Here is a 23,353-nt window from a genome sequence, read left to right on the forward strand (position 1 = left end):
GCCGGCGGCGGGTATTACTGGTGTCATGGAACAGCACGAGCACGGCCGCGGTGTCGCTCCGTCCGGCACTGCGTGGGCCTCCCGCAAGGGCGACGGTGCCGCGCAGGGAGTCCCGGCGCCGACCGTGGGAGACGTCCTCCGTGCCATCGAGGAGTTGTGGCCGGAGAGCCTCGCCGAGGGCTGGGACGCGGTCGGGCTCGTCGCGGGCCGGTCGGGGAACCGGGCGGCGAAGATCCTGTTCACCGTCGATCCCACCGCTGCCGTCCTGGACGAGGCGCTGGGCTGGGGAGCCACGATGATCGTCTCCCACCATCCCCTCCTGCTGAAGCCCGTCTCCTCCGTCGCCGCGTCCGGCTTCAAGGGCGAGGCGGTCCATCGCCTGATCGAGGCAGGGTGCGCCCTGGTCACCGTCCACACCAACGGGGACAGCGCCGTCGGCGGCGTGTCCGACGTCCTGGCGGACGCCCTCGGGCTGCGTGATGTCGAGCCCCTGGTTCCCGCTGCGGACGGGCTGCCGGAGGAAGGAATCGGGCGCGTCGGGGACCTCGAGGAACCGGTAGCGCTCGGGGCCTTCGCGGAGGCGGTCTTCTCCATCCTGCCGGCCGTCGCCGGTGGCGTGCGGGTCGCCGGGGACAAGGACGCGCTGGTCCGCCGGATCGCGGTGTGCGGAGGCGCGGGAGACTCCCTGTTCGAGCACGTCCGGGCCAGCCATGCCGACGTCTACGTGACGGCCGACCTGAGGCACCATCCTGCCTCCGAAGTGAGGGAGGCGGCCGCCGGCGGTACCCCCTACCTCGTGGACGTCTCCCACTTCGGCAGTGAATGGCTGTGGCTCACGCCCGCCGCCGACGCCCTGGGCACGATGCTCTCCGACCAGGGCTTCGCGACCGACATCCGGGTCAGCGGGGTCAACACCGACCCGTGGGACTTCGTCCTCACTCCCGGTCACTGACGACCGGGAAGGGCGCCGTGGCCTAGGCTGGGACGACGCCCACGCCCGCTCGTCGTGCCCCGTCCGTCCCATCTGGAGGTTAATCGTGGCCAAGGCTGCACCCGAGGAACAACTCCGCCTGCTCGACCTGCAGGCCCTCGATTCGACCCTCAACAAACTCACACGGCAGGCCGCTGCTGCGCGCGGCAATCCCGAGCTCGGCGTCGTCGCCGCCCGGGTCAGTGAGGTCGACGGCGAGCTCGTGCGCGCCACCACCGAGCTGGGCGACCTCCAGCGCGAACTGACGCGTGCGGAGGACGAGGTGCAGTCGGTCGTGAACCGGCTGGAGCGGGACGAGAAGCGGCTGAACAGCGGTACCGGCACCTCGAAGGACCTGACGGCGCTGCAGCACGAGGTCGCATCCCTGACGAAGCGGCGCTCGGACCTCGAAGACGTCGAGCTGGACGTCATGGAACGGGTGGAGGCGGCACGCACCGCGCAGGCCGAGGTGCAGGGCCGCACGGATGCGGTCCGTGCCGAGCTCCGCGCCCTCGAGGAGGCACGCGACATCGAGCTCGCCGACATCGAGCTGCAGCGGGTCGACGTGCAGGCACGCCGCAACGAGCTCGCCTCGACGTTCGATTCCGGGCTCCTGGCCATCTATGAGCGGATCCTCGCCAAGCGCGGCGTCGGTGCCGCCCGCCTGTTCCACGGCAAGTCCGAGGGGTCCGGGATGCAGCTGAGTCCGGGTGACCTCGCCGACATCTCCGGTGCGGCACCCGACGACGTCGTGCTCTGCCCCGACTCCGGGTGCATCCTGGTCCGTTCCGGTGACTGGGGGAACCAGTAGCCGTGACGGAACAGCAGTTGTTCGACCCCCATGCACGCGACGACCAGGCGACGGCGGGTGCGCCCACGCGACTCGTCGTCGAGGCGGACGGCGGGTCCCGTGGCAACCCCGGGCATGCCGGGTACGGTGCCCTTGTCCGCGATCCCGACACCGGCCGGATCCTGGTCGAGAAGGCCGCCTACATCGGCAAGGCCTCGAACAACGTCGCCGAGTACTCCGGCCTCGTCTCGGGACTGGAACTGGCACGCGAGATCAACCCCGGCGCGTCCGTGCACGTGAAGATGGACTCCAAGCTCGTGGTCGAGCAGATGTCCGGGCGGTGGCAGATCAAGCACGCCGACATGCGCGTGCTCGCCGCCAAGGCGCGGAAGGTCCTGGATCCCCGTCGGGTGACCTACGAATGGATCCCGCGCGAACGCAACAAGGACGCCGACCGGCTCTCCAACGAGGCGATGGACGCCGGCATGGCCGGCGTCGAGTGGAAGCCGCGCGCTGCGGCGAAATCCGCTGCGGAACCGGAGGCCGCCGCATCGGAGGAGCTGCCGCGACCGGCGGGCAGGCTCCACCACCTCGAGGTGTGGACCCAGGATCTCGCTTCCGCGGAGAAGAGCCTGGGCTGGCTGCTCGAACGGCTGGGCTTCCCGCGCGGGGAAGCCTGGAAGGACGGTGTCCGCTATGGCTCCGACGAGTTCTACGTCGTCCTGGAGAGCGGACCCGACGTGGTGCCGGGCGGTTCCGACCGCCGTCGTCCCGGGGTGAACCACCTCGCGTTCCGTGCCGGGTCCAGGGCCGACGTCGACCTGCTGGCGCGCCGCGCGGCAAGCCACGGGTGGTCGCTGATGTTCGCGGACCGGCACCCGTTCGCCGGCGGACCGGACCACTACGCGGCCTACCTCGAGAACGCCGAGGGCTTCGAAGTGGAGCTGGTCGCGGACTGAGGCTCAGTCGAGCACGATGTCGAGCTGGGCCGGTCTGCGCGCGGTCGCCGGTACGAGCTCCGCCGTCCACTTCTCGCGGGCTGCCCGGAGCAGGGCCTCGGGCGTCGCCGGTGCCGCTCCCCGCCGCGTCAGCAGGTGGCGGGCCAGTTCGCCGCGCGTGTGCTTCGCGAAGTGGGAGACGACCGTGCGCTTGCCGCCGCGCACCTGGAACACGTTGACCGCGGCACTCTGCAGCGGTGGGGGAGCCCAGGCCGCGGCGTAGGTGCTCGACCGGCAGTCGACGACCAGCCCGGTTCCCGCGTGCTGCGCCAGGGCGTCACCGAGGTGCTTCCGCCAGTAGCCTGCGAGCCGCCCCGTGCCCGGCAGGTCCACCGACATCGACAGCCGGTACGCAGGGATCGGGTCGCCGAACCCGATGGCGCCCCACAGTGCGGAGACGACGACGCACCACTCGCGGGCCTTGCGCTTCTGCACCGGCGTCAAACCGGCGTACCCGAGGGCGTCGTAGAGGACTCCTGCGTAGACGTCGTGGGCCGGAGCGGCGGGGGCGACGTCGAGCACCAGATTCCGGGCCACATCGGCGGCCAGGGACTCCCCGACGCCGAGCACCGCATGCGCGTCGTCCGCACCGCTGGCGTCCTTCAGGGCGGCGAGGACCGTCCGGCGGGCGGGATTAAGTTCGGGGAAGTGCAGGTTGTCCAGCCGCACCGGGCCGCCCCTGCGGGCGGCGGACTTACCTTCGGACGGGGGAAGCAGGATCAGCACCGATCCACTGTACCCAACCCGTGCAGCCCTTGGCCCCGTGCACCCGGCTCCCGGCCGGGCCGCCTAGAATGGTTCCTGGATGGGTCGACCAGGCGGCCGCGTTGGACGGTGTCCGCACCGCTCCACCGAGGAACGTCCGGGCTCCGCAGGGCAGGGTGGTGGGTAACGCCCACTCGGGGTAACCCGCAGGCCAGTGCCACAGAAAAGAGACCGCTGACCGCTGAAGGCTTCGGTCCTCACGGTCAGTAAGGGTGAAAAGGCGGTGTAAGAGACCACCAGCATGCCGGGTGACCGGCATGGCTCGGTAAACCCCACCCGGAGCAAGGCCAGACAGTGCGCGTTCGAGGGCTGCCCGCCCGAGTGCACGGGTAGGCCGCTGGAGGGCGTCGGCAACGGCGTTCGTAGATGGATGGCCGCCACTCGCGCGACGGTAACGGCGCGCGATGACAGAACCCGGCGTATCGGTCGACCCATCCCGCACCGGCCCCGATAGAACGCTGATTGCGGCGCCTTCCCCGGGACACCTCCAACGTCTCCGGTCATCGATGAACGGTGCGGAGCCCATCATGGGGTCCACTCGCTCAGAGCGGCGTCCCGCCGAAGGTAGAGCGGGTGACCCGGGTGGCCGTTCTTGGTCCTGCCCCAGCATTTGAGGGTGATGCCGTGGGAGGCTGCCATCGCGTGGACTGCCTTCGCTCGGTGGATGGCGAAGTCGTCAGCTCCCCAGGCTGCGACCATGAAGTCGACGGGAAGTGTCCGCATGCAATGAGTGAGGATCTCGTCATTGCGCGGCCCGATCGGGTCCGCGTGGATGCGGAGGCCTTTAGGATCGGTGGAGCGAAGCGCGAAGAGGTTGATGACGCGGAGTCCGTCCAGACCGAGGGCTCGCGCGTAACCGATGCAGCGCCGGATCGTCGGGAAGTCCTGTCGAGTCGGCGTACCTATGCCGGTCATCTCGGACCCTCGCTTCCGGTCGCGGCCCGGCTATGCACGCCGTGCCGGGCCACTCGCCGGTCGACCTCAGCGCAGTAGCCGCGCTGAGTAAGCAGGTGTCCGCCGTGCGCATTGCAGTGGCGACTACTCGCTCTTTCCGCAGCATTCGGGCGTACAAACAGGGGAGGGGCTTACTCCCGGCAACTCGAGGGAAATGCGGAGATCAATGGAGATCTTGAAGAAGTGCGTCATGGCCGTCACCCGATGTGTGCGTCGGCTGAGAGACAACCTCGTGGTGCTCGCGGGACCCGACGAACTGTCGTACTGACGCGCTCCCTCCCGCACGGCACGACCCGCCGGCGGATACCGAATCGGCAACAGTCGAGCGTCCGGCGCGTCGCACGTTGTTCCGCGCCGCAGGTCGGCCTACTCTATGGGAACCGCCGTGGGTCTCGTACGCAAACGCGACGGTATGAACGGGCCGACCCACTGCTGGGGCTTCGGGGTTGGCCCGTTCACCTCGGTAACGGCCGCGCCAGGGCGGAAAACGGTCCCCCGTACCCGGTCTCAAGAGGTAGGGGGACCGCCCGGCGTCTATAGCCGCCTCTGGAGGTCATCCACAGCGGTACTGCTGGGGAACGACCGCGGGACGGCCTCCACGCTCCATTTTCCGCTTCCCGTCGAGGCTCGGCAATCGGATCGGGCCCCGGTAAGCCAAGGGAGGAATCGGGAACTTTCCGATGGGAGTCCGAATGGTCATTGCCGAAACGAACTATTATCGGTCGTGCTCCTCCGGCGGTCAAGAGCTGCCGAAGTGGAGCCGTGCATTGGACCATTCCGTCCGGAGACGGCACGCCGCCTCGACTAGGGTGATCGGATGAGCGCTGGCGGTACCGGAGACAGACACCTGCTGGTGCGCAACCGCAACTTCCGCGCCCTCATGGTCTCGAGCACCTCGGGCGTGCTCGGGAACGCCGTGGCAGCCGTCGCGCTGCCGGTGATCGCCGCAGTGGAACTGCAGGCCGGCAACTTCGAGGTCGCGGCGCTCGCCGGGATGACCTTCCTTCCCTGGCTCCTCCTCGGCCTCGTCATCGGCGTATGGGTGGACCGGCTGCCCCGGAAGCCGGTGATGCTCGCCTCGCTCGTCGTGCGGGTCCTCGTGCTCGGTCTCCTGCCCCTCGGGTACTGGCTGGGGTTCCTCAGCGTGCCGCTGCTGTTCGGAACGGCATTCGTCGTGGGAGTGACGTCCGTGTTCTTCCAGCTGGCCGACGCCGCCCTGGTGCAGCAGGCCGTGACGCCGAATGAGCTGATGGAGGGCAACGGGCTCATCACCGGTTCCGGGGCCGCGGCCGACGCGGCGGGTCGCTCCGTCGCGGGGTGGCTCACGAGCTCGGCGGGGGCATCGAACTCCCTGCTCGTCCAGGTGGCGACCTCGATCGTGTCCCTCGTCGCCGTCCAGCGCCTCGACGTCAAGGAGGTGGTGCAGCCGCAGAGCGACCGGAGGATCCTGCGGGAGATGTACGACGGCCTGCGGTACACCTTCAGCACGGGCCCCCTGCGGGCCATCCTCTTCAACGCCGCCCTGTGGAACCTCGGCGGCAACATCGTGGCCTCCCTGCTGGTCCTGCTGGTGCTGAGGACGATCGGGGAATCGGAGGTGTGGCTCGGTCTTCTGTTGGCGGCTGCCTCTCTCGGCGGAGCGGTCGGCGGGGTCACCGCCAATGCGCTCGGGGAGCGTTTCGGCTCCGGCCCGCTCTGGCGCTGGTCGATGGTCCCCGGCGTCCTCGGCTATGCCTCGCTCCTGATCCTCACACCCGGGTGGGGGATGACGTGGGGGATCATCGGGATGTTCGTGATGGGCGCGAGTGTCGCCTGGAACATCGTGGTCGGCTCCAGCTTCCGGCAGCGGGTCTGCCCGCCGGGGATGATGGGCCGCCTCGGTGCCGCATCCCGGACGGTGAGCTGGGGGATGCTCGCACTGGCGAGCCTGATCGCCGGCATCCTGGCGGAGACCGTCGGGATCCGCGATGGGATCCTCATCGGCGTCGTCATCGCGTGCGGCGCTCCGCTCGTCGCCCTGCTCGGGCCGCTGCGCCGTGTCCGGCGGCTGGAGGACCTCTCCGAGGCTCCCGTGCCCGCCGACACCGCCGATCGTCTCGGCGCGTCCGAGAACGCCTGACCGGGATGAGCGGGCCCACGCGGGACCGGTGTCCTAGTGGCCGAACGGGTCGGGATCGACGCCGGGCATCCAGGTGAGCCCGGGCACGCCCCACCCGTGGTTCTTGAGGGCTTTCTTGGCCTTCCTGGACTGCCGGTTGTCGAGGCGGTCGACGTACAGCTTCCCGTCCAGGTGGTCGTACTCGTGCTGCATGCACCGGGCGAACCAGCCCGTCGCCTCGAACTCGACCGGGGCTCCGTCGCCGTCGAACCCGGAGACCCGTGCCCAGTCGGCGCGCTTGAGCGGGAACGCCTCCCCGGGGACGGAGAGGCAGCCCTCGGACTCCTCGTCCGGGTCCGGATCGGATCCGGGCACCTTCGAGGTCACGAGCGTCGGATTGACGAGCACGCCGCGCGCGGCGACGCCGTCGTCGTTCTCCATGCCGTAGACGAAGATGCGCAGTCCCACGCCGATCTGCGGCGCCGCGAGGCCCACGCCGTTGGCGACGTCCATGGTCTCGAACATGTCGGCGATCAGCGTGCGCAGCTCGTCGTCGAAGGCCTCGACCGGCTGGGCACGCCGATGGAGGACCGGTTCGCCCGTGATGGTGATGGGGTGGACAGCCATGGGACCTACCTGTTCTGCGTGGGGCGGCCGGCGATCGACCGCCCGATGGACTCGCGCATGATCTCGCTCGTGCCGCCGAAGATGGTCAGCAGCCGCGCGGCCAAAAAGGCCTGCGACACCGGATACTCGAGGATGTAGCCGTAGCCGCCGTGCAGCTGCAGGCACCGGTCCGTGATGGACTTGGCCCGCTCGCTCGCCCACAGCTTGGCCTGCGCGGCGGCCGTGGGGGTGAGCGATCCGGCGTTGAAGGCCAGCACCGCCCGGTCGACGAAGGTCTCGGTCACCTCGACCTCCGTCAGGACATCGGCGAGGACGTGGCGCGTCGCCTGGAAGTCGAGCACACGCTCGCCGAAGGCACTCCGGTCGGTCACGTACCGCACCGTCTGCTCGTAGGAGGCACGTGCGAGGGCTGCGGCCGCGACGGCGATGCCGAGGCGGCCCTGGGGTATCTGTTCGAGGCTGTAGCGGAGACCCTGTCCCACCTCACCGACGAGATCGGCGCCGGGCACGCGCACATTGTCGAAGAACAGTTCGGCGGTGTCGGAGGCCCGCAGCCCCATCTTGTCCAGTTGGCGGCCGGGGGTGTACCCCTCGCCCCTGCGCACCATGAACAGGGAGAAGGAGTCGCTGGAGCCGCGACCCGAGCTGCCGTCCGTGCGGGCGAGGACGAGTGAGGCATCACCGCTGATGCCGTTGCCGATGAAGACCTTCTGTCCTGTGATGAGCCAGTCGTCGCCGTCACGCACCGCCTTGGTGCGGATGCCGCGGAGGTCGCTGCCGGCGCCGGGCTCGGTCCACGCGCAGGACGTCACGATCTCGCCCGAGACCATGCCCGGCAGCCAGCGCTCCTTGAGGTCGTCGGAGCCATGGGCCAGCAGGTGCGGCAGGACGAGGTCGTCATGCAGGTGGAAGGCGAGTCCGACGGCGAGGTGGTTGCTGCGGGCGAATTCCTCGTCGAGCACGGCGCGGAACCGGTAGTCCGGCATCCCCGCGCCGCCGAACTCCTCGGGGACGGCCAGTCCGAGCAGTCCCTGCTCTCCCGCCGCCGTCCACACCGACCGGTCCATCATGTGCTGCTGGTCCCAGCCCGCGTAGTGGGGGGCGACGGCGCGTTCGTTGAATTCGCGGGCGACATCGCGGAAAAGCTCGTGATCTTCTTCGAACACCGTGCGTTCCATCGTTCTTGGTCCTTCGTTGCTGTCGACCGGAGGATCACGCAGACCGTCATGGCTGCCCTCCGGGGCGGGCGTGCTGGGCCGGAAATACATATGCCGTCCCGGACGGTCTCCGGGACGGCATAGGTGGCCAGGGTCTTCCCTGGCAACTGAGGGTGAGTAACGGGGGTTGAACCCGCGACCTCCTGGACCACAACCAGGCGCTCTGCCAACTGAGCTATACCCACCATGTGTCTTCGCCGCCAGCCAGACCGAGGATCTCCGGCCAGGCTGTCTGCGAAAGGCAGCGGATACAAGTTTACACACTTTTTCCCGTGCTCCGGACCGCCGGTGGAGCGCAGGGCGTCAGGGAGCGATCGTGCGGGCGATGGCCTTGCTGGTCGCGGAGTCGGGTCCGGGTGCGGGAACGAAGACGGCGGCGCGGTAGTAGCGCAACTCCCGGATCGAGTCCTCGATGTCGCCCAGGGCGCGGTGCCCACCGGTCTTCGCCGGGGCCTGGAAGTAGGCGCGGGTGTACCAGCGGCGCGCCAGTTCCTTGATGGTCGACACATCGATGATCCGGTAGTGCAGGTGGTCGACGACGCTCGGCATGTCACGCACGAGGAAGTTCCGGTCCGTGCCCACGGAATTGCCGGCGAGCTGGGCCTTGCGCGGCTCCGGCACCCATGTCCGGATGTAGTCGAGGACCTGCTGCTCGGCCTCCGCCATGGGGATCCCGCCGTCGAGCTCCTCGAGCAGGCCCGACGTCGTGTGCATGTTCCGCACGAAGTCGCCCATCTGGGCCAGGGCCTCGGGCGTGGGCTTGATCACCACGTCCACGCCGTCGCCCAGGATGTTGAGCTCGGCGTCGGTGACGAGGACGGCGACCTCGATCAGGGCGTCGTTCACGAGGTCCAGCCCCGTCATCTCGCAGTCGATCCAGACGATGTGTTCACTCGATATCGGCATCCGACCAATGTACCGCCCGGTAGGGACGCTTCCCGGCGGCGGGAACCGCGGTGTCGGCCCACGTGTCGACCCCCCCCGTGTCGGCCCACGCATCGGCGGGCCTGTCGACGGGGATGGGCCCTGTGCCCTTCCCCGGCAGCCCCTGGTGCCGGTGCTAATATTCGAACAGTTCGCTCAGGGCTGCGGGGAGATCTGGGTAACCCTGCTGCTTCCGGCCAGGGCACCGCTCTGCGGTATGCCCGCCGTCCAGCCCCCGGCTGACGGCCTGAGGACATGGGCGTTCCCGCCCCTTCTGCTTGCCGACGATTGGATTTCCCAGATGCCCGCCCAGGTCCCGCTCACCGAGGTCGAGACGCAGCCGGGCCCGCATCATCCCAATGTCGCCGTGGTGCAGGGGTTCATCGGGTCCCTGCTGATGTGGATGGGGTCGCTCGGCGTCGGCTGGCTCTCCCTCGCCTCGGCGGAGCTCCGCCGCAACCCCGTGATCATCTGGCTCCGTTTCGAGCCGGCCGGTGCCGTGCTGTCCGTGCTGCTCCTGGCGCTGGGCGGCATGCTCCTGATCCGGGCGTGGCTCCGGCTGGGCCAGCGGCTCAACGGCTGGTCGGATGAGACCCGCCCGTACCTGCTCCGGGCGATCATCGCGTGGACGATCCCGCTCGCAGCCGCGCTGCCGCTGTTCAGCCGGGACGTCTTCGCCTACATCGCCCAGGGCCAGGTCATGGTGGCCAAGCTGAATCCCTACGTGGACGGCTACTCCCAGATCTCCAACTATCTGCAGATCGGCGCCGACGATCTCTGGGCGCAGAGCCCCACGCCCTACGGGCCGGTCTTCCTCTGGATCGAGGAGGGGATCGTCCGCATCACGGGCGGGCACCCGGACACCTCGATCATCCTGTTCCGGGTCGTCGCCCTCATCGGTGTGGCCCTCTGCGTCTACATCGTCCCGAAACTCGCGCAGCTCCACTCCATCAATCCGAACCGCGCGCTCTGGCTCTCCGTCGCCAACCCGCTGTTCCTGATCAACTTCGTCGCCGCCATCCACAACGATTCCCTGATGATCGGACTCGCACTCGCCGGGCTGTACCTCGCGGCGACGAAGCGGCCGCTCCTGGGCATCCTGCTGATCACCCTGTCCGTCGGCATCAAGCCGATCACCCTGATCTTCCTGCCGTTCGTGGGGCTGATGTGGGCGGGCAAGGGTGCGTCCTGGCCGAGGCGGTTCCTTTACTGGTTCCTCACGGCCGGACTGTCCCTCGGCATCCTGTGGGTCATGGGCCTCGTGAACACCTTCGGGTTCGGCTGGGTGGGTGCGCTCAGCACTCCGGGCAGCGTCTGGATCTGGTACGCGCCGATCGGGTTCATCGGGCTGGTCATCGCGACGCTAGGCGACGCCGTCGGCCTTCCCGGCTGGGACCTCGCCGGCGTGTTCCACACCCTGGCGCGGCTGGGCTCGCTGGTGATCATCGCGCTCCAGATCTTCCGCGGCGACCACAGCCGGCTGGTCCGCCGGCTCGCCATAGCATTCGCGGCCGTCGTCGTCCTCTCGCCGATGATCCAGTCCTGGTACGTGGTGTGGCTCATCCCGCTGTTCGCGGTCACGGGTATCCGGAATGACTGGCAGGTGAAGTTCCTCTACCTCACGGTGGCCTTCTTCATGGTGTATGCCATCACGGACCAGCTGGATATCTTCCCGTACTTCGACCTCAGCCTGATGATGGCACGCCAGGTGGCAGCCGTCGTCGCGCTCGGATTCGCGCTCTACCTCGTCTTCGTGGACCGCAGCACGAAGGTCCTGTTCCGCCGTCGTTACCGCCCGCTGTCACCCGGGCAACTGCGCTGACTTGCCCGCGCAGCGGACCCGCCGTACCGCCCTCCGTCGGATTCCGGCATGCGGTACGGGCGATGAGCGGCAATACTATGCAGATGATTGAAACAGGAACGACGACGTACAGCGGCGAGTTCGAGATCACCGCCTGGGACGCCGAACCCTACTCGGAGCCCGGCAGCACCGGAGAACTGTCACGCGTGCGCGCCGCGAAGGTGTTCGAGGGGGAGATCAGCGGCACGAGCACCGCGGAACTGCTGATGGCCGGGAACGACGTCGGCGCAGGCTATGTTGCGTCGGAACAGTTCGTCGGGACGGTGGGGGACAGGACCGGCTCGATGACCGTCCAGCACTGGGGTGTCGCCGAAGGAGCCGATGCGGCCAGTTCGGGGCACATCATCCCCGGCTCGGGGACGGAGGGACTCCGGGGTATCTCGGGCAAGGCGATCTACTCGCAGGATCCGGACGGCCAGCATCGCCTCGAGCTGAGGGTGGCCTTCGCCGAGGACGAGGCATAGCGGTCCCCACGGCCGCCGTCCGCGGCGCTGGGACGGGCCGGAACGGCCCATAGTAAACTGGACGGACTGCCTCCGTAGCTCAGGGGATAGAGCAGGGGCCTTCTAATCCTCTGGTCGCAGGTTCGAATCCTGCCGGGGGCACGGGAGAAGGGCCGGACACCATGGTGTCCGGCCCTTTCCCGTCCCGCCTGTGATGCTCGGTGGCGGGCGCCCGCCTAGGGGCGGTTGCCCGTGTCGAAGTTCTCGTCGTACACGCGTCCGGCCTCCTGCAGAAGGTCCCCGTGAAGCCTGCCGAGGGGTTTCACGTCGGCGAGCAAGGGCTCGCAATCGGGACCGCGGCCCACGCACGATCCGGTGAGCACCCAGGGGAAGCGCTCCTCGTCCTCCGCCAGATGCCGGTACTGGCAGATCTGCCGTGCCAGCCAGTCCTCCAGGGGCCGCGTCCACCACTCCTCGGGCGTCAGCGGGTTGACGGACAGGCCCGGCAGGGCGAGTCCGCTCTCCCCGTCCCTGCTGTTCGAGTCGCGGTCGGCCTCGAAGCCGCACGAATAACGCAGGTACACCGTCTCCGAGCCCTGGACGAGATCGACCAGCTCGCGGAGCGTGCCGATCATGCGCTGGTGGGTTGCGGTGGCCTGGGGAGGTGATGCGGTGTCCATACCTCCACGCTAGGAATCCCGGTCCGACCGCCTCAAGGAGTAATTGGTACTCCTGCCGGGCTTCCGCTCCGCCCCCCGGTGATCTAGGCGTTGTCCACATAGGACTGGTCCGGCCTCCGCCCCGGTGTCGGCCCCTCGAGACTTGAGCCGGGCGGGAAGGTACCGCCGCCCTCGACACCACCGGAAGGACGAATCATGACCGACATCATCACCGTGCGGGGCTACGTGGCGACCGACGTGCGCCTCACCCTGGCCCAGAGCGGGCTGCCCATCGCAGGATTCCGCATGTGCTCCACCGAACGCCGGTTCGATAAGGAAACCAACGCGTGGGTCGATGGCCACACCAACTGGTATTCCGTCTCGATGTTCCGTCAGCTCGCCACCAACGCCGGAGCGAGCATCAGGAAGGGCGACCGCGTGATCGTCACCGGGCGACTGAAGATCCGCCCGTGGATCAACGCGCAAGGACGGACCGGCACGTCCGTCGAGATCGATGCGGACACCGCCGGCCACGACCTGATGTGGGGCACCGCGAACTTCCGGCGGACAGCCGCCGACCGTTCCGAGGCGCAGCCCGGCGTCGGCGCGGACGAGCAGACGACGGACATCCCGGGGGATGACGGCGTCCCCGACGGAGTCGACGCCGCCACCGGCGAGGTGTACGGCGCTCCCTCCGCCAGAGCGTCCTCGGACGACGATGCAGGACAGCTCGCGGAGGGGGTGGCGGCCGGATCGGGTGGTGGAGCGGACACGGGCAACCGGACCGAGGTGCTGCAGGAGGCGTCCGCGCCGTTCTAGCGTCGCAGGCCGCCCCGAATGGGAGAACACGGTGGGCAACCACTAGCCTTAGACGCATGGCGGAATTCATCTACACAATGACCAAGGCCCGCAAGGCCGTTGGCGACAAAGTCATCCTCGACGACGTCAGCATGTCCTTCTTCCCCGGAGCGAAGATCGGCGTCGTCGGACCGAACGGTGCCGGTAAGTCGACCATCCTGAAGATCATGGCGGGCCTCGACACCCCGTCGAACGGCGAAGCGCGCCTGAGCCCCGGCTACACCGTAGGGATCCTCCTGCAGGAACCGCCCCTGAACGAGGAGAAGACCGTACTCGGCAACGTCCAGGAGGGCGTCGGCGAGATCTACGGGAAGATCCAGCGGTTCAACGAGATCTCCGAGGAGATGGCCAGCCCCGACGCCGACTTCGACACGCTGCTCGACGAGATGGGCAGGCTGCAGGAAGCGATCGATGCCGCCGACGCCTGGGACCTCGACTCCCAGCTCGAGCAGGCCATGGATGCACTGCGCTGCCCGCCGCCGGAGGCCGATGTGCGTGTGCTGTCTGGCGGTGAGCGCCGCCGTGTGGCACTGTGCAAGCTCCTGCTGCAGAAGCCGGATCTCCTGCTCCTCGACGAGCCCACCAACCACCTCGACGCCGAGAGCGTCCTCTGGCTGGAGCAGCACCTGAAGTCCTACGCCGGTGCCGTCCTGGCCGTCACCCACGACCGGTACTTCCTCGACCACGTGGCCGAATGGATCGCGGAGGTGGACCGGGGGCACCTCTACCCCTACGAGGGCAACTACTCGACCTACCTCGAGAAGAAGCGCGCGCGCCTCGAGGTCCAAGGCAAGAAGGACCAGAAGCTGTCGAAGCGTCTCACCGAGGAGCTCGAGTGGGTCCGCTCGAATGCCAAGGGCCGCCAGACGAAGTCCAAGGCACGCCTGAACCGCTACGAGGAGATGGCAGCGGAGGCCGAGCGCACGAGGAAGCTCGATTTCGAGGAGATCCAGATCCCGCCGGGCCCGAGGCTCGGCAGCCAGGTCATCGAAGCGCGCAACCTGCGCAAGGGGTACGACGACCGCGTCCTCATCGACGAACTGTCCTTCTCGCTGCCCCGCAACGGCATCGTCGGCGTCATCGGTCCCAACGGCGTCGGCAAGACCACGCTGTTCAAGACCATCGTGGGCCTCGAGCCCCTCGACGGCGGGGAACTGCGCATCGGCGAATCGGTGAAGATCTCCTACGTCGACCAGTCGCGTGGAGGCATCGACCCCAACAAGTCCCTGTGGGAGGTCGTGTCCGACGGACTCGACTTCATCCAGGTGGGCCAGGTCGAGATGCCGTCCCGCGCCTACGTCTCGGCGTTCGGCTTCAAGGGACCCGACCAGCAGAAGAAGGCGGGCGTGCTCTCCGGCGGTGAGCGCAACCGCCTGAACCTCGCGATGACGCTCAAGCAGGGTGGCAACCTCCTGCTCCTCGACGAGCCGACCAACGACCTCGACGTCGAGACGCTCTCGAGCCTCGAGAACGCACTGCTCGAGTTCCCCGGCTGCGCCGTCGTCGTCTCGCACGACCGCTGGTTCCTCGACCGGGTGGCAACGCACATCCTGTCCTACGAGGGCACCGAGGACGACCCGGACAACTGGTACTGGTTCGAGGGCAACTTCGACGCGTACGAGCAGAACAAGGTGGAGCGGCTCGGACCGGACGCCGCGAAGCCGCACCGCGTCACGCACCGCCGCCTCACCCGCGACTAGGGGCACCGCGACCGGATACGAAGGAGGGACACGGCATCATGCCGTGTCCCTCCTTTGGTATCCGCTTGTATGCGCTCGAATCCGCGCCCTGCAAGCCCGCGGGCACCGGCGGGACCTGGCAGAATCCCTCAGGCGGACGGAATCCTGACCATGCCCTCCTGCGCCACACTGGCCACGAGGTCGCCGCTGCGGTTGTAGATGCGTCCGGCAGCGAGCCCGCGGGCTCCCGACGCGCTGGGGGAGCTCTGGACGTAGAGCAGCCAGTCGTCGACGCGGACCGGGCGATGCCACCACATCGCGTGGTCGAGGCTGGCCACGCTCATGCCGGGCTGGATCCAGCTCAGCCCGTGCGGCCTCAGGATGGACTCCAGGAGGGTGTAGTCACTCGCGTACGCCAGGGCCGCGCGGTGGAGGTCGGGGTCGTCGGGCATCGGCCCGAGGCTGCGCATCCACACAGCGTTCCGTGGCTCCCGCGACCCCTCGTTGGACAGGTACAGGGGAGCGTCGATGTGCCGGATGTCGAATGGACGGTCGAAGGCCCAGGCGCGGGCCACGGGGTGGTCGAAACCGCCGAGGAGATCGACCGTCGAGGGCAGGCTCTCGGGGTCCGGCACGTCCGCCGGCATCGTGTCCTGGTGGACGATCCCGTCATCCGGCTCCTGGAAGGAAGCGATCATCGACAGGATGGGCACGCCGTTCTGGTAGGCGTGCGTGCGGCGCGCCGAGAACGAGCGCCCGTCCCGCAGGCGCTGCACCCCGAACGTGATCGGCTGGTCCGCATCCCCGGCACGCAGGAAGTAGGCGTGCATCGAGTGCACGTCCCGGCTGGGCTCCACGGTGCGCATCGCCGCGACGAGCGACTGCGCGAGCACCTGCCCCCCGAAGACGCGGCGGCTCGGCTGCCGGACCGAGGTCCCGACGAAGATCTCCTCGTCCGTCTGGGCGCCCTCCGCACTGCTGAGGTCGAGGAGGTCCAGGAGCGTCGCCGTCGGATCCTTCCGCGGTCCTCCCTCCGCCGGTGCTTCAGCCGGGGGCGCGTGTTCTGCCATGGTTCGGTGTCTCCTCGTAGGGCGTCTGGTGCAGTGGAGCCCGGCAGCCGCGCGAGGCGGTCCCGGGCATCTTCTGACAGTAGACGCCGTCCTACCGGCGCTCAACATGCCGGTCGCACGACGGCATGGCGTTGCTCACACCGGAGCCTGAACGGGACCTGCGGATCGCTCCGGCCGAGCAGCTTTTGAGAGTATGGCCCTATGTCTCCCGTGCACACCATCCCCCTCCAGCTGCGGTTCGGCGACGAGGACTCCTACGGCCACGTCAACAACGTCCGTTTCCTGCAGTTCCTCGAGGACGCGCGCGTGCTGCTGATGAGCGAGCCCCAGCCCGGCGGGTCGTTCATGGACCTGGTCGATGCCGATCACTTCACGCTCGTGGGCCGGCAGGAGATCGAATACCGGGCCCCGCTGAACTTCAGCACCACACCTGCCGCCGTCGACCTCTGGGTGACCGCCGTCGGCGGCTCCAGCTTCGAACTGGGCTATGCCGTGCGGGACCGCGTGGAGAGCGAGGGAAGCACCACCAGCGCGATCGCTGCGACCACCATGGTGCTGGTCAGCCGGAGCACCGGGCGACCCGTTCGCCTGTCGGAGGCGCAGAAGCGCATCCTTTCCGCCTGGGCCGGCCCTGCCGTCCCGTTCCGCCGTGCGCGCAGCAAGTAGCACCCGGATGACCTCCCCCTTCGTGCGCCTCGCGGACCCGCAGACCGTCGCCGACTTCCGGACCTTCACCGCGCGCGCCAGGGCCAACGACGACGGCGGCATGCGGCTCGTCGCGGCGGGCCCGGTCCTCGCGGCCTATGTCTGCACCCTGCGCCCCACGGTGCTGGGGGAGCCTGTCCCCACGGTTCTCGGCCTGCGCACCATGGCGCTCGCGGCGGACGCGGGCGCCGCGACCGCCGTGGATGTCACGGTGTCCCTGGGATCCGTCCTCGACCGGCTCGCCCGGATGGGGGACACCGACGTCGAGTTCGCCGTGCCGACGGTCACGGCGACGGAGAACTGGGCCGGCGTCCTGCCGCCCCGCTCCGGCTGGGAGCACGCCGGGACCATCGGCTGCGATGCCCTCGACCGGGCTGCGAGGGACGGCATCGGGGAAGTGGCCCGCAGCCTGCCGGACCGGGCGGGCGCCCCGCTCGTGAGCAGCGCCCGGACCGCCGTGTGGGGCCGGGCCCTCGCAGGTGCAGCCGGCGCGGTACCGGCGGGAGCCGCCTTCGGGGCTTTCAGTCTCGGGTTCCTGGAGCCGGGCGGGACGGCGACGCTGCACACGAACGGCCGCTGGTCCCGCCTGAGCACTCGTCGCGGGCACATCCTGGTCCGCGCGGCAGCCATCCTCTAGGGAGCGCACCAGGACGACTCCGGCCACGACCACCAGCGCTCGAGTCCCCGGGACGGGGTCACCTGCGTCCCCGGCGCGGCCGCGAAACTCCGTGCGCGTGCCGTCCCCGGCGCACGGGGACTCAGTCCGCCGCGTTGACCATCGAGTGTGCGGCGCGGTCGAGGTAGTCCCACAGCGTGGCCTCGTGCAGGGGAGCGAGAGCCAGGGCGTCCACGGCGGCACGCATGTGGTGCAACCAGCGGTCCCGCGCCTCGGGGCCGACCCGGAAGGGCATGTGCCGCATGCGCAGCCTGGGGTGTCCACGCTGCTCCCCGTAGGTCTTCGGACCGCCCCAGTACTGCTCGAGGAACAGCAGGAGCCGCTCCTTCGCGGGCCCCAGATCCTCCTCCGGGTACATGGGCCGGAGGACGTCGTCGCCGGCGACGCCGTCGTAGAACGCGTCGACGAGCGTCACGAACGTCGCATGACCGCCGATCGCCTCGTAGAAGTTGTCCGTGTACTGCGGCTGGCTGAACTGCTGCCCCGCCACGACGAGCCGTTCGGCCGGTAACGGGGGACGGACGCCGGAGACCGGGAGCGGGAGGCCGGGAGCGGGAGGTACCTCGCCCTGCGGCCTGTTCTCGCCCGGGGAAGCTGCCCCGTCGTGCTCGCTGGTGCTCATGCCCGTCCCTCCGTAGCAGCGGCAGCGGGCGCTGCCCCTTCGGCCGGCGGTGCCACGTAGTCCCCCTGCGACCGGTTGCCCACCTTCGTGATGTCTCCGTTGCGCACGTACCAGATGGCTCCGTCGGCATCGACCATCCGGGTGATCCGGAGGCCGAGGGACTGTACGACGCCCACCGTGTCTCCCACCTCGATGGTGTCGCCGATCCCGTACTGGTCCTCGATGGTGATGAAGAAGCCGAGGAAGGCGTCACGGATGACCTCCCTGGCACCGAAACCGATCGCGATACCGACGATGCCGACGCTGGCCAGGATGGGACCGATGTTGAAGCCGAGGGTCTCGATGGCCATGAGGATGGCCACGATGGCGATGGTTCCGGCAGCGATGCTCGACATCAGGCCGCCGATCGTCTCGGCCCGCTGCACGCGCCGCGCGCTGTCGAACGGGCGGAGGGCCGGCTGCGCCCACCTGAAGTGCGGCTTCTTGAAGACGCTGTAGCCGTCCTGGACACGCTTGACCGACCGTGCGATGAGGAAGCGGACGACGAGCCACAGGAGGAGGGCGCCGATCAGGATGATGACGGCGCCGATGACCTGGCCGCCGTAGCCGAGGGAGGGAAGGAATGTCATGTTGTCGCTTTCGTGCAGGCGCCCGGGTGAGGTCCGCTCGGGATCATCGGTCGATGACCGGGGCGCGGGGACGCCTTAACAGGCTACAGCGACGGCAGGGCGGTCCCACGAGGTGGTGCGTCCCTTACCCCTGGGCGCCCGCGGTGCTGCTCGAGGGGCCCGCCGAGCTCGGCTCATGGTGCACCGGGAAGTCGAGGGATCGCGCGATGAAGCACAGCCGGTTCGCCTCCGCGTGCAGGGAATCGGCCAGGGCGGTCTGGGCGGCGTCGGCCACCTCCACGTGCGGGTGCAGCGTGATGCCGGTGAACTCCCCGCTGCCGTCGCTGTTCAGGCGCAGCGTGCCGGTCGCTGCGTCCCGGTATCCGGTCACGACGACGCCGGCCTTCACCGCGACATGGAGGTAGGACAGCAGATGGCACTGGGCCACGGCGGTGAGCAGCAGTTGTTCGGGGTTCCACCGGTCCTTCGACCCGTGGAAGGTGGGATCCGCGGTGCCGGCCAGGGATCCGGGCCCGTCGACCTCGATCTCGTGGTCACGGCTGTAGGACCGGTAGCCGGAGGTCCCCGAGCCGAGGTTGCCCGTCCAGCGGACCCGCGCCGAGTAGTGGTGTTCCTGCAGGTTCATGGATCCAACCTAGTACGCGGCGCGGGCCCGGACACGGGGAGGACCGGTGTCCTCCCCGTGCCGGGGCCGCCTACCTGTCCGCGGCCTGCGCCGCGAGTGCGCGCACGACGCCGTCCCGGCTTTCGAGGATCAGGCGCCGCAGCGACGGCGAGTCGGTCCCGAGTCCCGCCAGGAAGGCGTCGGTCCGCTCGAGCGTCGCCGGCGTGGTGAGCAGCGAGGGGTAGAGCCCCACGACGATCTGCTGGGCGATCTCGTGGGTACGGGTGGCCCAGACCTCCTGGATGGACGCGAAGTACCGGTCGACGAACGGTTCGAGGAGGGAGCGGTCATGGACCCGCGTGAACCCGGAGATCATCGAGCGCTGGGTGGCGTTCGGCAGGTCCGTCGCGTCGACGAGTGCCGCCCAGGCCGCTTCCTTCGCCTCCGGGGTCGGCAGTGCGGCCCGGGCCGCTGCTGCCGCGAGCTGCCCGGTGGCCGTCGAGTCGCGGCGCAGTTCCGCGTCGATGCCGGCCTCGCCGGAGCGCCCGCCCACCACGAGGCTGGTGAGCAGCTCCCAGCGCAGGTCCTGGTCCACGGTGAGGCCCTCGGGGACCTGCTCGCCGCTCAGCATCGCCGACACGGTGTCCAGCTGGGATGCCGTGCGGGCGTGCGCCGAGAAGGCCCTCGTGAACTGCAGCTGGGCGTCGGAGCCGGCATCGGCGGCCAGGGCGAGCTCGAGGAGGCTGTCCGCGGCAGCGTCGCCCATCGCCTCGCGGTCGTCGGGGTTGACGTAGAACGCGAGGGTGGAGGCGAGCTGCCGGAGCAGGACCAGGACCACGGAGGAGTCGGACTCCGCCCCGATGTTCTGCAGGACCAGTTCGACGTAGTCGCGGGCGGCCGTCTCGCCGTCGCGGGCGGCGTCCCAGGCCGACGCGAGCACGAGCGTACGGGGGAGGGAGTCGCGGAAGTCCTTCACGTGCCGCACGGAGGTCCTCAGGGAGGCGGGATCGAGGCGGATCTTCGCGTACGCGAGGTCGTCGTCGTTCAGCAGGACGAGCGCCGGGCGCGGGAGGCCCACGAGCTCGGGCACCTCGGTGCGCTCGCCGTCGACGTCGAGCTCGAGGCGGTGGACGCGCACCAGGGCGCCGTCGTCGTCATGGTCGTAGAAACCGACGGCGAGCCGGTGCGGGCGGATGGTCGGGAAGGCCTCGATGGCCGTCTGGAGGATGGCGAACGAGGTGATGGTGCCGTCGTCGTCCGTCTCGAACTCGGGGCGGAGGGTGTTGACGCCGGCGGTCTCGAGCCAGAGGGCCGACCACGCCTGGAGGTCCCTGCCGCTGGCGGCCTCGAGTTCCGAGAGGAGGTCGGCCAGTTCCGTGTTCTGCCAGGAGTGCTTGGCGAAGTACTGCCGCACGCCCTGCATGAACTCCTCCTGCCCCACCCACGCGACCAGTTGCTTGAGGACGGAGGCGCCCTTGGCATAGGTGATGCCGTCGAAGTTCACCTGGACGTCCTCGAGGTCGTTGATCTGCGCGACGATCGGGTGCGTCGAGGGGAGCTGGTCCTGGCGGTACGCCCAGCCCTTCTCGAGGATGGCGAAGGTCGTCCAGGCCTGCTCGAACTCCGTCGCCCTGGCCGCGGCCAGCGTGGACATGAACTCGGCGAAGGACTCGTTCAGCCAGAGGTCGTTCCACCAGCGCATCGTGACGAGGTCGCCGAACCACATGTGGGCGAGTTCGTGCAGGATCGTGATGGCACGCCGCTCGACGGTCGCATCGGGCACCCGCGAGCGGAAGACGTAGGTCTCGACGAACGTGACCGCGCCCGCGTTCTCCATGGCGCCGGCGTTGAACTCGGGGACGAACAGCTGGTCGTACTTCTCGAACGGGTACGGTGCGCCGAACTGCTCCTCGAAGAAGGCGAAGCCCTGCCGCGTCAGCGCGAAGATGTTCTCGGCATCCATGTACTGCATGAGCGACTTCCGGGCGAAGACGCCGAGCGGGATGGTCCTGCCGTCGGAACTCGTCAGCTCGCTGCGCACGGACTGGTACGGGCCCGCGATGAGGGCCGTGACGTAGGACGACAGGACGGGCGTGGGCTCGAAGTACCACGTCGCGCAGGCGCCGCCGTCCGCGCCGGCCCCTGCCTGGACCGGTTCCGGCGTGGTGGTGTTCGAGATGACGTCCCAGTGCGACGGCGCCGTGACGGCGAAGCGGAACGTCGCCTTCAGGTCCGGCTGCTCGAACACGGCGAAGACCCGCCGGGAGTCGGGGACCTCGAACTGGGTGTAGAGGTAGACCTCGCCGTCCACGGGGTCCGTGAAGCGGTGGAGACCCTCGCCCGTGTTCATGTAGAGCATGTCGGCCTCGACGACGAGCCTGTTGGTGGCGGCCAGGACGGGCAGCTGGATCCGGACACCGTCGGCGACCTCCGCCGGGTCCAGTTCCACGCCGTTCAGCTCGACGCGGTGGACCGTGTCCGTCACGGCGTCGATGAACGTCGAGGCGCCCTGCTGCGCGTCGAAGGAGATCACCGTCATCGATCCGAACACGCGGTCGCCGCGGGTCAGGTCGAGGGTGATCTCGTAGGAGTGGACAGTGAGCAGATCGGCGCGTGTACGTGCTTCGTCGCGCGTCAGATTCAGACCGGGCAAGGATCGCCTCCAGGGTGGTGTGCGGGTGCTCGCAGGTGACCGCGGCGTTTCGTATTCTCTCACTCCACCGGGCGCCGGCGTGAGGGTGGCCCGGTGCGCAGCGGGTCCGGACTAGGCTGGAAGGGTCCTGCCACGCTGGGCGGACGTATCCCGCAGCCACCGCCGGCTCTTCCCGGCGCCACGAGAAGGAACCGATCGCCATGCGCGTCCACCTCGCCACCGACCACGCCGGCATGGAGCTGAGCGCCCACCTGCTCTCCCACCTCACGGCGGCCGGCCACGACGTCGTCGACCACGGTCCGACGTCCTACGATCCCGAGGACGACTACCCCTCCTTCTGCATCGACGCCGCGCAGGCCGTCGTCGATGATCGCGCAGCGGGGACCGAGGCGCTCGGGATCGTGCTCGGCGGCTCGGGCAACGGTGAGCAGATCGCAGCGAACAAGGTACGCGGGGTCCGGGCGGCACTCGCCTGGAACCTTGACACGGCGCGCCTCGCACGCCAGCACAACGACGCGAACGTCATCGCCGTCGGCGGCCGCCAGCACTCCGTGGAGGAAGCCACCGGGATCATCGAGGCCTTCCTCGCCGAGCCGTTCAGCGGCGCCGAACGGCACAGCCGCCGGATCGGCCAGATCGCGCGCTACGAGGAGACGGGCAGCGTTGCCTGAGGGCCACTCGGTCCACCGGCTGGCGCAACAGTTCTCGTCCGTCTTCGTCGGCGAGACGCTGGCCGTGTCCAGTCCGCAGGGCCGCTTCGCCGCGGGCGCGGCGCAACTCGACGGCGGCACCCTGCTCAGCGCCCTCGCCCACGGGAAGCAGCTGTTCCTGCGCTTCGACAACGGCCGCGTGCTGCGCGTGCACCTCGGGCTGTACGGCGCGTGGACCTTCGGCGGGGACGCCACATTCCGTGGGGCCTCGAGCATCGGAGCGCCCCGCCGCGTGGGGGAGTCCGAGCAGCCGTCGGAGGGCGGTCCGACGGCGTATGCGGGACCACCGGAACCCGTGGGCGCTGTGCGTGTCCGGTTCGTGTCCGAGCACGGCTGGGCCGACCTCCGCGGGCCGACCGCCTGCGAGGTGATCACGACAGCTGAGGAGACGACGGCCCGCGCGAAGCTCGGCCCGGATCCGCTCCAGCCCCGGCCCGACGGGTCGGCCTTCGTCGCGAAGGTCCTGTCGAGCATCACGCCCGTCGGGATCCAGCTCATGAACCAGGCGGTCATCGCGGGGATCGGCAACATCTACCGCGCCGAGGTGCTGTTCCTGCAGGGCATCAACCCCTGGCGCCCGGGGAAGCAGCTGAGGGAGGACGAAGCGCTGGGGATCTGGGCCGACACCGTCCGGCTGATGAGGGACGGCGTGCGCGAGGGCCGCATCATCACGACGACGGTCGAGGCCCGTAACGGGAGGCCGAAGCGATCGGCTCCGAACTACGTCTACAAGAGGACGGGCGAGCCCTGCCGCCGGTGCGGGACCACGGTCCTCAGTGCGGAGATGGCCGCGCGCACCGTCTACTGGTGCCCGTCCTGCCAGCCGGACTGACGCCCCCGC

General features: G+C 69.3%; 23 protein-coding genes, 2 tRNA genes and 1 other RNA gene. 14 read left to right on the plus strand and 12 right to left on the minus strand.

All coding sequences use genetic code 11. The features are described 5' to 3' along the window. Nucleotides 1-25 precede the first annotated feature (25 nt). The 3 genes from ACX80U_RS09015 (at nt 26) to ACX80U_RS09025 (ending at nt 2,719) form a co-directional block, all read left to right on the plus strand. The gene (locus tag ACX80U_RS09015) at nt 26-952 is read left to right on the plus strand and encodes a Nif3-like dinuclear metal center hexameric protein (protein ID WP_133080665.1); all 927 of its coding nucleotides are present in this window, start codon (nt 26-28) and stop codon (nt 950-952) included. Nucleotides 953-1,037: 85 nt separating this feature from the next. After that, on the plus strand, nt 1,038-1,781 hold the full coding sequence (locus ACX80U_RS09020; protein WP_208741339.1) for a zinc ribbon domain-containing protein: 744 nt from the start codon (nt 1,038-1,040) through the stop codon (nt 1,779-1,781). 17 nt (nt 1,782-1,798) lie between these two features. After that, nucleotides 1,799-2,719 carry a reverse transcriptase-like protein gene (locus ACX80U_RS09025; protein ID WP_459268207.1) on the plus strand — a complete coding sequence of 307 codons (921 nt, stop codon included), beginning with the start codon at nt 1,799-1,801 and terminating at the stop codon, nt 2,717-2,719. 3 nt (nt 2,720-2,722) lie between these two features. Here the strand turns inward: ACX80U_RS09025 and ACX80U_RS09030 are convergent, their stop codons facing one another. Continuing rightward, complete coding sequence (locus ACX80U_RS09030) at nt 2,723-3,484, minus strand: YaaA family protein (RefSeq protein WP_459268150.1); 762 nt, start codon at nt 3,482-3,484, stop codon at nt 2,723-2,725. An 80-nt stretch (nt 3,485-3,564) separates the two neighbouring features. On the opposite strand from ACX80U_RS09030, the gene rnpB reads away from it, so the two are divergent. After that, nucleotides 3,565-3,961, plus strand: an RNA gene (rnpB, locus tag ACX80U_RS09035) — RNase P RNA component class A. An 87-nt stretch (nt 3,962-4,048) separates the two neighbouring features. Here the strand turns inward: rnpB and ACX80U_RS09040 are convergent. Continuing rightward, complete coding sequence (locus tag ACX80U_RS09040) at nt 4,049-4,438, minus strand: DUF1643 domain-containing protein (RefSeq protein ID WP_459268151.1); 390 nt, start codon at nt 4,436-4,438, stop codon at nt 4,049-4,051. Nucleotides 4,439-5,294: 856 nt separating this feature from the next. On the opposite strand from ACX80U_RS09040, the gene ACX80U_RS09045 reads away from it, so the two are divergent. Beyond that, a complete protein-coding gene (locus tag ACX80U_RS09045; protein ID WP_133080651.1) occupies nt 5,295-6,596 on the plus strand; it encodes an MFS transporter in 1,302 nt (433 codons plus the stop codon). 33 nt (nt 6,597-6,629) lie between these two features. On the opposite strand, the gene ACX80U_RS09050 is transcribed toward ACX80U_RS09045, so the two are convergent. The 4 genes from ACX80U_RS09050 to orn all read right to left on the minus strand — a co-directional run bounded on the left by ACX80U_RS09050 (nt 6,630) and on the right by orn (nt 9,325). Further along, on the minus strand, nt 6,630-7,202 hold the full coding sequence (locus ACX80U_RS09050) for a peptide deformylase (RefSeq protein ID WP_208741329.1): 573 nt from the start codon (nt 7,200-7,202) through the stop codon (nt 6,630-6,632). A 5-nt stretch (nt 7,203-7,207) separates the two neighbouring features. Then, on the minus strand, nt 7,208-8,380 hold the full coding sequence (locus tag ACX80U_RS09055) for an acyl-CoA dehydrogenase family protein (protein WP_208741327.1): 1,173 nt from the start codon (nt 8,378-8,380) through the stop codon (nt 7,208-7,210). A gap of 151 nt (nt 8,381-8,531) precedes the next feature. Beyond that, nucleotides 8,532-8,604: transfer RNA gene (locus ACX80U_RS09060), tRNA-His, on the minus strand. A 118-nt stretch (nt 8,605-8,722) separates the two neighbouring features. Next, nucleotides 8,723-9,325, minus strand: coding sequence for an oligoribonuclease (gene orn / locus ACX80U_RS09065; RefSeq protein ID WP_208741325.1), 603 nt, complete (start codon nt 9,323-9,325; stop codon nt 8,723-8,725). 319 nt (nt 9,326-9,644) lie between these two features. On the opposite strand from orn, the gene mptB reads away from it, so the two are divergent. From mptB to ACX80U_RS09080, 3 genes are all read left to right on the plus strand, one after another. Continuing rightward, nucleotides 9,645-11,165, plus strand: coding sequence for a polyprenol phosphomannose-dependent alpha 1,6 mannosyltransferase MptB (gene mptB / locus ACX80U_RS09070; RefSeq protein WP_208741324.1), 1,521 nt, complete (start codon nt 9,645-9,647; stop codon nt 11,163-11,165). Nucleotides 11,166-11,248: 83 nt separating this feature from the next. Next, nucleotides 11,249-11,668 (plus strand): DUF3224 domain-containing protein, encoded by a 420-nt coding sequence (locus tag ACX80U_RS09075; RefSeq protein ID WP_133080647.1) that lies wholly within the window; start codon nt 11,249-11,251, stop codon nt 11,666-11,668. A gap of 68 nt (nt 11,669-11,736) precedes the next feature. Beyond that, a tRNA-Arg gene (locus tag ACX80U_RS09080) sits at nt 11,737-11,809 on the plus strand. Nucleotides 11,810-11,883: 74 nt separating this feature from the next. Here the strand turns inward: ACX80U_RS09080 and ACX80U_RS09085 are convergent. Then, nucleotides 11,884-12,327: a DUF6098 family protein gene (locus ACX80U_RS09085; RefSeq protein WP_133080646.1), complete on the minus strand. Its 444-nt coding sequence runs from the start codon at nt 12,325-12,327 to the stop codon at nt 11,884-11,886. Nucleotides 12,328-12,522: 195 nt separating this feature from the next. Between ACX80U_RS09085 and ssb the strand changes: the two genes are divergently transcribed. Further along, nucleotides 12,523-13,125 (plus strand): single-stranded DNA-binding protein, encoded by a 603-nt coding sequence (gene ssb, locus ACX80U_RS09090; protein WP_459268152.1) that lies wholly within the window; start codon nt 12,523-12,525, stop codon nt 13,123-13,125. Nucleotides 13,126-13,181: 56 nt separating this feature from the next. Then, nucleotides 13,182-14,864 (plus strand): energy-dependent translational throttle protein EttA, encoded by a 1,683-nt coding sequence (ettA, locus tag ACX80U_RS09095; RefSeq protein WP_459268153.1) that lies wholly within the window; start codon nt 13,182-13,184, stop codon nt 14,862-14,864. A 128-nt stretch (nt 14,865-14,992) separates the two neighbouring features. Here the strand turns inward: ettA and tesB are convergent, their stop codons facing one another. Continuing rightward, the gene (gene tesB / locus ACX80U_RS09100) at nt 14,993-15,913 is read right to left on the minus strand and encodes an acyl-CoA thioesterase II (RefSeq protein ID WP_133080643.1); all 921 of its coding nucleotides are present in this window, start codon (nt 15,911-15,913) and stop codon (nt 14,993-14,995) included. 201 nt (nt 15,914-16,114) lie between these two features. On the opposite strand from tesB, the gene ACX80U_RS09105 reads away from it, so the two are divergent. Beyond that, nucleotides 16,115-16,579: an acyl-CoA thioesterase gene (locus ACX80U_RS09105; RefSeq protein ID WP_459268154.1), complete on the plus strand. Its 465-nt coding sequence runs from the start codon at nt 16,115-16,117 to the stop codon at nt 16,577-16,579. A gap of 7 nt (nt 16,580-16,586) precedes the next feature. Then, nucleotides 16,587-17,255, plus strand: a complete 669-nt coding sequence (locus ACX80U_RS09110) for a hypothetical protein (RefSeq protein WP_459268155.1) — start codon at nt 16,587-16,589, stop codon at nt 17,253-17,255. 121 nt (nt 17,256-17,376) lie between these two features. Here ACX80U_RS09110 and ACX80U_RS09115 read toward each other — a convergent pair whose 3' ends face one another. The 4 genes from ACX80U_RS09115 to pepN all read right to left on the minus strand — a co-directional run bounded on the left by ACX80U_RS09115 (nt 17,377) and on the right by pepN (nt 21,793). After that, on the minus strand, nt 17,377-17,916 hold the full coding sequence (locus ACX80U_RS09115; protein ID WP_133080640.1) for a globin domain-containing protein: 540 nt from the start codon (nt 17,914-17,916) through the stop codon (nt 17,377-17,379). Continuing rightward, nucleotides 17,913-18,545: a mechanosensitive ion channel family protein gene (locus ACX80U_RS09120; protein ID WP_459268156.1), complete on the minus strand. Its 633-nt coding sequence runs from the start codon at nt 18,543-18,545 to the stop codon at nt 17,913-17,915. The genes ACX80U_RS09115 and ACX80U_RS09120 overlap by 4 nt, the downstream gene beginning before the upstream one ends. Nucleotides 18,546-18,669: 124 nt before the next feature. After that, the gene (locus tag ACX80U_RS09125; protein ID WP_208741316.1) at nt 18,670-19,170 is read right to left on the minus strand and encodes an OsmC family protein; all 501 of its coding nucleotides are present in this window, start codon (nt 19,168-19,170) and stop codon (nt 18,670-18,672) included. A 70-nt stretch (nt 19,171-19,240) separates the two neighbouring features. Then, nucleotides 19,241-21,793: an aminopeptidase N gene (gene pepN / locus ACX80U_RS09130; protein ID WP_459268208.1), complete on the minus strand. Its 2,553-nt coding sequence runs from the start codon at nt 21,791-21,793 to the stop codon at nt 19,241-19,243. A 209-nt stretch (nt 21,794-22,002) separates the two neighbouring features. On the opposite strand from pepN, the gene ACX80U_RS09135 reads away from it, so the two are divergent. Next, the gene (locus ACX80U_RS09135; RefSeq protein WP_133080637.1) at nt 22,003-22,473 is read left to right on the plus strand and encodes a ribose-5-phosphate isomerase; all 471 of its coding nucleotides are present in this window, start codon (nt 22,003-22,005) and stop codon (nt 22,471-22,473) included. Continuing rightward, entirely contained in the window at nt 22,466-23,344 is an 879-nt protein-coding gene (locus tag ACX80U_RS09140; RefSeq protein WP_459268157.1) for an Fpg/Nei family DNA glycosylase, read from the plus strand. Before ACX80U_RS09135 ends, ACX80U_RS09140 begins: the two co-directional genes overlap by 8 nt. Nucleotides 23,345-23,353 lie beyond the last annotated feature (9 nt).

The organism is Arthrobacter sp. TmT3-37, from assembly GCF_054510835.1.

Coding starts and splice junctions, on each gene's coding strand:
- ACX80U_RS09015 (WP_133080665.1), top strand. CDS start 26: ATGGAACAGCACGAGCACGGCCGCGGTGTCGCTCCGTCCGGCACTGCG.
- ACX80U_RS09040 (WP_459268151.1), bottom strand. CDS start 4,438: ATGACCGGCATAGGTACGCCGACTCGACAGGACTTCCCGACGATCCGG.
- ACX80U_RS09045 (WP_133080651.1), top strand. CDS start 5,295: ATGAGCGCTGGCGGTACCGGAGACAGACACCTGCTGGTGCGCAACCGC.
- ACX80U_RS09050 (WP_208741329.1), bottom strand. CDS start 7,202: ATGGCTGTCCACCCCATCACCATCACGGGCGAACCGGTCCTCCATCGG.
- ACX80U_RS09055 (WP_208741327.1), bottom strand. CDS start 8,380: ATGGAACGCACGGTGTTCGAAGAAGATCACGAGCTTTTCCGCGATGTC.
- orn (WP_208741325.1), bottom strand. CDS start 9,325: ATGCCGATATCGAGTGAACACATCGTCTGGATCGACTGCGAGATGACG.
- mptB (WP_208741324.1), top strand. CDS start 9,645: ATGCCCGCCCAGGTCCCGCTCACCGAGGTCGAGACGCAGCCGGGCCCG.
- ACX80U_RS09075 (WP_133080647.1), top strand. CDS start 11,249: ATGATTGAAACAGGAACGACGACGTACAGCGGCGAGTTCGAGATCACC.
- ACX80U_RS09085 (WP_133080646.1), bottom strand. CDS start 12,327: ATGGACACCGCATCACCTCCCCAGGCCACCGCAACCCACCAGCGCATG.
- ssb (WP_459268152.1), top strand. CDS start 12,523: ATGACCGACATCATCACCGTGCGGGGCTACGTGGCGACCGACGTGCGC.
- ettA (WP_459268153.1), top strand. CDS start 13,182: ATGGCGGAATTCATCTACACAATGACCAAGGCCCGCAAGGCCGTTGGC.
- tesB (WP_133080643.1), bottom strand. CDS start 15,913: ATGGCAGAACACGCGCCCCCGGCTGAAGCACCGGCGGAGGGAGGACCG.
- ACX80U_RS09105 (WP_459268154.1), top strand. CDS start 16,115: ATGTCTCCCGTGCACACCATCCCCCTCCAGCTGCGGTTCGGCGACGAG.
- ACX80U_RS09110 (WP_459268155.1), top strand. CDS start 16,587: ATGACCTCCCCCTTCGTGCGCCTCGCGGACCCGCAGACCGTCGCCGAC.
- ACX80U_RS09115 (WP_133080640.1), bottom strand. CDS start 17,916: ATGAGCACCAGCGAGCACGACGGGGCAGCTTCCCCGGGCGAGAACAGG.
- ACX80U_RS09120 (WP_459268156.1), bottom strand. CDS start 18,545: ATGACATTCCTTCCCTCCCTCGGCTACGGCGGCCAGGTCATCGGCGCC.
- ACX80U_RS09125 (WP_208741316.1), bottom strand. CDS start 19,170: ATGAACCTGCAGGAACACCACTACTCGGCGCGGGTCCGCTGGACGGGC.
- ACX80U_RS09135 (WP_133080637.1), top strand. CDS start 22,003: ATGCGCGTCCACCTCGCCACCGACCACGCCGGCATGGAGCTGAGCGCC.